6 protein-coding genes are annotated in these 7,064 nt (G+C 66.1%); 5 read left to right on the top strand and 1 reads right to left on the bottom strand.

The genetic code is table 11. The features are described from left to right. The first annotated feature begins 195 nt into the window (after window positions 1–195). The 4 genes from murA to AC0L30_RS41960 all read left to right on the top strand — a co-directional run bounded on the left by murA (window position 196) and on the right by AC0L30_RS41960 (window position 4,232). A complete protein-coding gene (gene murA, locus AC0L30_RS41945; protein WP_007598277.1) occupies window positions 196–1,491 on the top strand; it encodes a UDP-N-acetylglucosamine 1-carboxyvinyltransferase in 1,296 nt (431 codons plus the stop codon). Between the two features lie 214 nt (window positions 1,492–1,705). Next, window positions 1,706–3,100 carry an MATE family efflux transporter gene (locus AC0L30_RS41950; protein WP_473406702.1) on the top strand — a complete coding sequence of 465 codons (1,395 nt, stop codon included), beginning with the start codon at window positions 1,706–1,708 and terminating at the stop codon, window positions 3,098–3,100. Further along, entirely contained in the window at window positions 3,097–3,585 is a 489-nt protein-coding gene (locus tag AC0L30_RS41955; protein WP_219678929.1) for a DUF2867 domain-containing protein, read from the top strand. Before AC0L30_RS41950 ends, AC0L30_RS41955 begins: the two co-directional genes overlap by 4 nt. Next, window positions 3,582–4,232 carry a 2-hydroxychromene-2-carboxylate isomerase gene (locus AC0L30_RS41960; protein WP_473406703.1) on the top strand — a complete coding sequence of 217 codons (651 nt, stop codon included), beginning with the start codon at window positions 3,582–3,584 and terminating at the stop codon, window positions 4,230–4,232. Before AC0L30_RS41955 ends, AC0L30_RS41960 begins: the two co-directional genes overlap by 4 nt. Window position 4,233: 1 nt before the next feature. Here AC0L30_RS41960 and AC0L30_RS41965 read toward each other — a convergent pair whose 3' ends face one another. Then, window positions 4,234–5,349 carry an FUSC family protein gene (locus AC0L30_RS41965; RefSeq protein ID WP_473406704.1) on the bottom strand — a complete coding sequence of 372 codons (1,116 nt, stop codon included), beginning with the start codon at window positions 5,347–5,349 and terminating at the stop codon, window positions 4,234–4,236. 122 nt (window positions 5,350–5,471) lie between these two features. On the opposite strand from AC0L30_RS41965, the gene AC0L30_RS41970 reads away from it, so the two are divergent. After that, window positions 5,472–6,839 (top strand): MmgE/PrpD family protein, encoded by a 1,368-nt coding sequence (locus AC0L30_RS41970; RefSeq protein WP_007598282.1) that lies wholly within the window; start codon window positions 5,472–5,474, stop codon window positions 6,837–6,839. Window positions 6,840–7,064: the final 225 nt, after the last annotated feature.

The following is a 7,064-nucleotide window of genomic DNA, read 5'->3' on the forward strand; positions in this document are numbered from 1 at the left end:
CTCTTCAGATGTCTCTTAGAGAATCGCAGATTCGCGATTTACGCAAAGCCCTCGCAAGCGGGAGAGGGAGCGCACCTGTGTCGGGGCTGCGAAGCGATCGAGCCGCGACAAGTGCAGAATTGCTCCCGCGCTCAATTCTCGGTAGTTTCCGCCTCCAAACCAGCCGCCCCACCCAAAAACACAGCGAGAGACCACGTGGCGCCCATCCAGTACATCGTCGAGGGCGGTCACCGGCTCTCGGGCTCGATCGAGCCGTCCGGCAACAAGAATTCCGCGCTGCCGATCATCGCGGCAGCCCTGCTCACCGAGCATCCGGTGACGCTGGAAAACGTGCCGCGGATCCGCGACACCGAGACGCTGGTCGAGCTGATCCGCTCAGTCGGCGCTGCCGCGGAATGGACCGCCCGCAACACGCTTCATATTCACGCCAAGAGCATCCGCGCGGCCGATCTCGATCCGGACTTGTGCGTCCGCATCCGTGCCTCGATCCTGCTCGCGGGCCCCCTGCTCGCCCGCTGCGGCGAAGTGATGCTGCCGCCGCCCGGCGGCGACGTCATCGGCCGCCGAAGGCTCGACACGCATGTGCTCGCGCTCGAGCAATTGGGAGCCAAGGTCACCGCGACCGACCGGCTCGAATTCCGCGCTTCGAAGCTGACCGGCGCCGACGTGTTCCTGGACGAGCCCAGCGTGACCGCGACCGAGAACGCGCTGGTCGCAGCCGTCGCCGCCGAAGGCACCACCTATTTGCGCAACGCCGCGTCCGAGCCGCATGTGCAGGACCTCGCCAACTTCCTCGTTGCGCTCGGCGCTGAGATCGAGGGCATCGGCACCAACACCATGATCGTGCACGGTCCGGCGACGCTGGGCGGCGCGACCTACCGGATCCAGCCCGACCATATCGAGGTCGGCTCGCTGATCGGGCTTGCCGCCGTGACGCGGTCGCCGCTTCGCATCGTGCGCGCGGGCGTCGAGCATCTGCGCTCGATCCGCATGGGATTCGAGCGGCTCGGCATCGTCTGCCGCATCGAGGGCGACGATCTCATCGTGCCCTCGAACCAAACGCTGAAGATCCAGGACGATTTTGGCGGCCACGTGCCGAAGCTGGAGGACCAGCCCTGGCCGGCCTTCCCCGCCGATCTGATGTCGATCGCGATCGTCACCGCCACGCAATGCGAGGGCGTGATCCTGATGTTCGAGAAGATGTTCGAATCGCGGATGTTCTTCGTCGACAAGCTGATCGCGATGGGCGCGCGCATCGTGCTGTGCGATCCGCATCGCGCCATCATTGCCGGTCCAAGCCGGCTGCACGGCGCGACGATGACCTCACCGGACATTCGCGCCGGCATGGCCATGCTGCTCGCGGCCGTCTGTGCCGAGGGCACCTCCACGATCAACAACGCCGACCAGATCGAGCGCGGCTACGAGCGCATCGACGAACGGCTGAATGCGCTCGGCGCGAAGATCAGGCGCGTGCCCGAGCGGAAGGGGTGAGGCGCTTTCCGGCTCGAGATCGAAGAATGGTCTCGTGCCCCGGACGCAGCGCAGCACGCCAGTGATGCGCTGCTGAGCCGGGGCCCATGCGGCTGAGAACTGCGCTCGCGATTTTCTGGGTCCCGGCTCTGCGCAGCATCGCTTCGCGCTGCAGCGGGTCCGGGACACGCGCGAGGCCATGTTTTCGTCGCCCGGCTGTGCTATTGACCCGGCCATGCTCGACACCGTCCAGCCTCGTTCGCAGCCGCAAGCCGGCGTGCCGCCAAATCCTCTCGCCGACGAATTCGTCGAGACGCTGCGGCTGGCCGTACCGATGATGCTGACGCAGCTCGGGCAGATCGCGATGATCACGACCGATCTCGCGCTGATCGGGCGCCTCGGCGAGAGCGCGGTCGCAGCAGCAGCGCTGGCGCATACGGTCTATTTCGTCAGCTTCACCTTCGGGCTCGGATTGATGGCGGCGGTGTCGCCGCTGGTCGCGCAGGCCTTTGGCGCCGGCGATGTCAGGCGCATCCGCCGCTCCTTGCGCGTCGGCTTGTGGGTCGCGTTGCTGATCTCGCTGCCGATGATGGCCTCGCCGCTCTATGGCGAGCACATCCTGGTCGCACTCGGTCAGGCGCCGCACTCGGCCGCGCTCGCCCAGCGTTATCTGAATGGCCTCGCCTGGGGCATCGCGCCGGCGCTCGGCTTCATCGCGCTGCGCAGCATGATGAGCGCGGTGAACCGGCCGCAGGCCCCGCTGTGGATCACGCTCGCGGCGATCCCCGTCAATGCCGCATTGGTCTACGCCCTGATCCACGGCCTGTTCGGCCTGCCGGAGCTCGGCCTGTTCGGCGCGGGGCTTGCGACCACCATCGTCAATCTCGGCACGTTCGTCGCCACGCTCGCCATTGCGGGGCTGCGCAAGCCGTTCGCGGACTATCGTCCGCTTGCCCATCTCTGGCGAATCGACTGGCCCCTGATGCGCAAGCTCATCGCGATCGGCGCCCCGATCTCGTTCTCGCTGCTGCTGGAATATGGCCTGTTCTCTTCGGCGGCGCTGCTGATGGGGTTGATCTCGATCACTGCGCTCGCGGCGCATCAGATCGCCCTCCAGGTCACCGCCGTGCTGTTCATGGTCCCACTCGGCATCGGCATGGCGGCCACCGTGCGGGTCGGCCACGCCTTCGGCCGCGGCGACCCGGCCGCAGTGAAGCGCGCAGGTCTCGTCGCCGCCGTGATCGGGATCGCGTTCGTCTCGGCGCTGACCGTTGCGATCATTCTCGGCCGCTATCAGCTGGGACGGCTGTTCTTCGGCAGCAGCGAAGCCAGCATGGCGACCGTGGAGCTGACCGCAACGCTGCTGCTGGTCGGCGCGACCTTCTTCATTGCCGATGCCATCCAGACCATCATGGGCGGCGCGCTGCGCGGCATCAATGACACTAGGATGACGTTGGTATTCGCCGCGATCGGCTATTGGTGCGTGGGCTTTCCCATCGCCTGGTGGCTTGCCTTTCACGCCGATCTCGGCGCGGTCGGTGTCTGGATCGGACTGTCGATCGGATCGTTCGTCTATGCCGGACTTCTGATCTTGCGCTTCCGGATGCTGACGCGCAGACTGGCGGGATGAACGGGACTGTCCGCGAAGTTACCCCCGATGTTGACGCCGGCACGCTGCTGGCCGGTGCGCAGTTCATCGACGCCTTTCGCGTAGAGATCGGCACAGCACCGGTGAATGCCCGCGAGGCCTGCACCAGGATGGTGTTGCAGGGACCGCGCTGGATCGGTGCACTGACACGCCTGCGCAACATTCTGGTGACGCCATTTGGATTGAAGACATCGGGCGAGGGCACGCCAGCGCCGGGCGGTTTGATCGGCTTGTTTCCGGTGCTGAGCGAAACGCCGGAGCAGCTGGTCGCCGGGTTCAATGATTATCATCTCGACTTCCGCATCGTGGTCGATGTGGCCGGCGAAGCGGTGCCGCGCCACGTCACCTTGACCACGCTGGTGCGGACTAACAATCGGCTGGGCCGCGCCTACCTCGCGCTCATCACGCCCTTCCACAAGCTTGTGGCCCGCAGCATGATGGGGCGGATTGCGGAGCCGGCCCGGTGACGCTCTCCGTCGACCTCTTCTACTCCTTTCGCAGCCCGTTCAGCTATCTGGCGCTGCCCAAGACGCTGAAGCTCGTCGAAGACTACGATCTGGCGGTGAATTTGCGGCCGGTCTATCCGCTCGCAGTCCGAGTGCCCGGGTTTTTCAAGAAGGCCAGCCCGAACTTCATTCGCTATGTGGTGCTCGACAGCACGCGCGTGGCGCAGCACGAGGGCATTCCGTTCCGCTTTCCGAGGCCGGATCCGATCGTCCAGGACAAGACAACATTCGACGTCGCGGCCGAGCAACCCTACATCCACCGCCTGACCCGGCTTGGTGCCATGGCGCAGCTCGAGGGACGCTCGCTCGCATTCACCGACGCGATCGCCCGCGTGCTGTGGGACGGCTCGGTGGCGGGCTGGAACGAAGGCGATCATCTTGCGCGCGCCGCCGACAAGGCCGGCTTCGATCTCGCCGCGATGGATGCCGCGATCACCGCCGACCCGGATCGCTACGAGCAGGTGATCACGGAGAACGAGAAGGACCACGCCGCCTCCGGCCATTGGGGCGTGCCGACCTTCGTGTTCGAGAACGAGCCGTTCTTCGGCCAGGACCGCATCGATTTGCTGGTCTGGCGCATGCAGGACAAGGGCCTGACGCGGCGCTAGCTCACTCCGCCACGCGCGCGGGCTTGTCGGTCGCGGCCTCCGACCATTCGCCGACGACGCGATCGAGATCGCAGAGATTCTGGTGCATCTGCTCCAGCGAAAAGCCGAGCGCGAAGAAGCGCTCCGCGGTGTCGCTGGGCTGGCCGCGGATCAGGCCATCCTGACGCACGGCGGCGACTGCCTCGGCATAGTGCTGAAGCGCGACATGCACGGGGTGGATCGGCGGCGCGCCGGCGCCCTCGCGCAAGGCTGCGGCCGCCGAACGCAGGAAGCGCGCGATCACGGTCGAGACTTCCGTCAGCGGCGCGGCAAGCCGTGTCTGCACCTCGGCCGGCAACGGCACCACGGTCGAGCGGCCGATCATCACAACGTCATGGCGCAGCCGCAAGATCGTGCGCAACAACGGGCCGGTGTCCGGCCCGTTCGACAATCGCGCCGAGCGCTCGCGCTCGGCTTCGGCGCCAATGGTATTCATGCCCACCATTGCGGTGCCGATACCGTCCTGAATCCGATGCAGCGCGTCATTGTCGCGGCCGCGCGTCAGGCCCGCGAGCAATTCGGTGAAGGCCTCCGCGATCAATTCGAGCAGTTTTGCCGCGCTGGCGCGGATTTGCCGCACCGCGCGCGAGGGCAGCACCAGGAAGGAGACGAGCAGCCCCGTCACCGCGCCGACCGCGACTTCGCTGACGCGATCGATCGCAGAGGCCATGGGATCGGCATGATGCATCGAGGGAAGCACGAGCACGATCACGGCCGTCACCGTTGCAGAGCTCAGATTCGGATAGATCGATGCGACAAAGGCAAGCGGCGCCACGGCCAGCACCAGCAGACCCAGCAAGCCCAGTTCACCGGAATAGGGGATCAGGATTGCGATGGCGCCGCCATAGATCGCGCCGCCGATGGTGCCGAGCATGTAGTCGCGCGTCGCCTTCAGCGAGCGCCCGACGCTCATCTGGGTCACGATGATGGACGTGAGGACGGCCCAGAGCGGCAACAAGAGATGCAGCGCGGTGGCGAGCGCGTAGGCGCCGGTGGCCGCCACCGTGACCCGGACCGCCAGCCCCAATTGGGTCTTTCGCGACCAGACCCGGTCGAACAGCTCTCCTGCGAATGCCATGGTCGCGTATCCCCGTCCAACCCTCGTAAGCCAGCCAAAAGCATAGCTGATGCCCGCAGCCCCGAGGCCGCTTGAAAGGCCAAATCAGCCCGCCTAACTTGCGCGCAAAACGAGGAAACACGATGGCTCACGAAACCGCAACGCTCGCCGCCTATGTCGCCAACCTGAAATTCCAGGATATTCCGACGGAAGTGCTGGATCGGACAAAAGTCCTGACGCTGGACTTCCTCGGCAGCGCCATCCGCGCCCGCAGCGAAGCGGAATCCACCCCCTCGATCCTGAAGATGCTGGAGGCGCTTGCGCTCGATACCAAGGGCGAATCCACCGTGTTCGGCGACACCAAGACCTGGACGCCGGCGGTCGCGGCGCTGCTCAACGGCGCCCTCGGCCATTCGCTCGACTTCGACGACACGCATGCGGATTCCTCGCTGCATCCGAGCGCGCCGGTGGTTCCGGCCGCCTTCGCCGTCGGCGAGATGGTCGGCGCGTCGGGCCGCGACGTGCTGACTGCGATCGTGGCGGGCTATGAGGTCTGCTGCCGGCTCGGCAACGCGCTCGACCCGACCTCGCATTATGCCCGCGGCTTCCATCCGACCGCCACCGCCGGCACCTATGGCGCAGCCGCGGCCGCCGGCAAACTGTTCGGCCTCTCCGAGCAACAGCTCATCGCCGCCTTCGGAGTCGCCGGCAGTCAAGCCGCGGGCTCGCTGCAATTCCTGGTCAATGGCGCCTGGAACAAACGCTACCAGGTCGGCGCCGCCGCGATGAATGGCGTGATCGCCGCGACGCTGGCGCGCAACGATTTCGTCGGCGCGACGGAATCCGTCGAGGGCAAGCATGGCCTGCTCGCCGGCTACACCGACGATGCGCATCCCGACAAGGCGGTCGCCGAGCTCGGCAAGACCTACGAGACCATGAAGATCGGCGTCAAACCGTATCCGAGCTGCCGCTATACCCACGCCGCGATCGACGCGCTGATCGCGATGCGGCGCGAGCACAATCTGACACCCGATCAGGTCAAGCGGGTGGAGATCGGCCTGCATCGCAACGGCATCACGCTCACCGGCGACGCCGCGACCAAGCGGCACCCGACCTCGATCGTCGGCGGCCAGTTCTCGATGTTCTTCACCGGCGCGCTCGCGCTCGATCAGGGGTCATTTGGCTGGGACGACTACACCCGCCTTGGGGACGCAGCCATCGACGCGCTCGCCGACAAGTTCGACGTGGTACAGGACGATCGTCTCGAAGTCGGCCGCACTCACCCCTTTGGCGCGCGCGTGAGTATCACGACGGACGACGGCGTGCACGAGCGGCTCTATGCCGATCCCTCGGGAGAGCCGACCTCCTTCCCCGATGCGCGGGCGATGCAGCAGAAGTTTTTGACGCTGGCCCGCCCGGTGCTGAACGCGCGCGCGGAGAAATTCGCGGACGCGATCATGACGCTGGAGCGGTTCGATCGCGTGGCGAAGGCGACGGAGCTGGGGCGCTAGTAGAATTGCGCTACACGAGCGGTGCACCCTCGCCCCTTGCGGGAGAGGGTGGCTCGCCGCATAGCGGCGAGACGGGTGAGGGGTTCTCTCCGCAAGCACACCTCTCACAATTGCATTCGCAGAAGCATACCCCTCATCCGGCGCTTCGCTGTCCAGCGGATGGATGGGTAACAAAACAGACCGGATGGATGGGTAACAGTCGTTCATGATTTGGTCGGCTGCGGC

The organism is Bradyrhizobium sp. MI1.11, from assembly GCF_055811255.1.

Coding starts and splice junctions, on each gene's coding strand:
- AC0L30_RS41955 (WP_219678929.1), top strand. CDS start 3,097: ATGAACGGGACTGTCCGCGAAGTTACCCCCGATGTTGACGCCGGCACG.
- AC0L30_RS41965 (WP_473406704.1), bottom strand. CDS start 5,349: ATGGCATTCGCAGGAGAGCTGTTCGACCGGGTCTGGTCGCGAAAGACC.
- AC0L30_RS41950 (WP_473406702.1), top strand. CDS start 1,706: ATGCTCGACACCGTCCAGCCTCGTTCGCAGCCGCAAGCCGGCGTGCCG.
- AC0L30_RS41970 (WP_007598282.1), top strand. CDS start 5,472: ATGGCTCACGAAACCGCAACGCTCGCCGCCTATGTCGCCAACCTGAAA.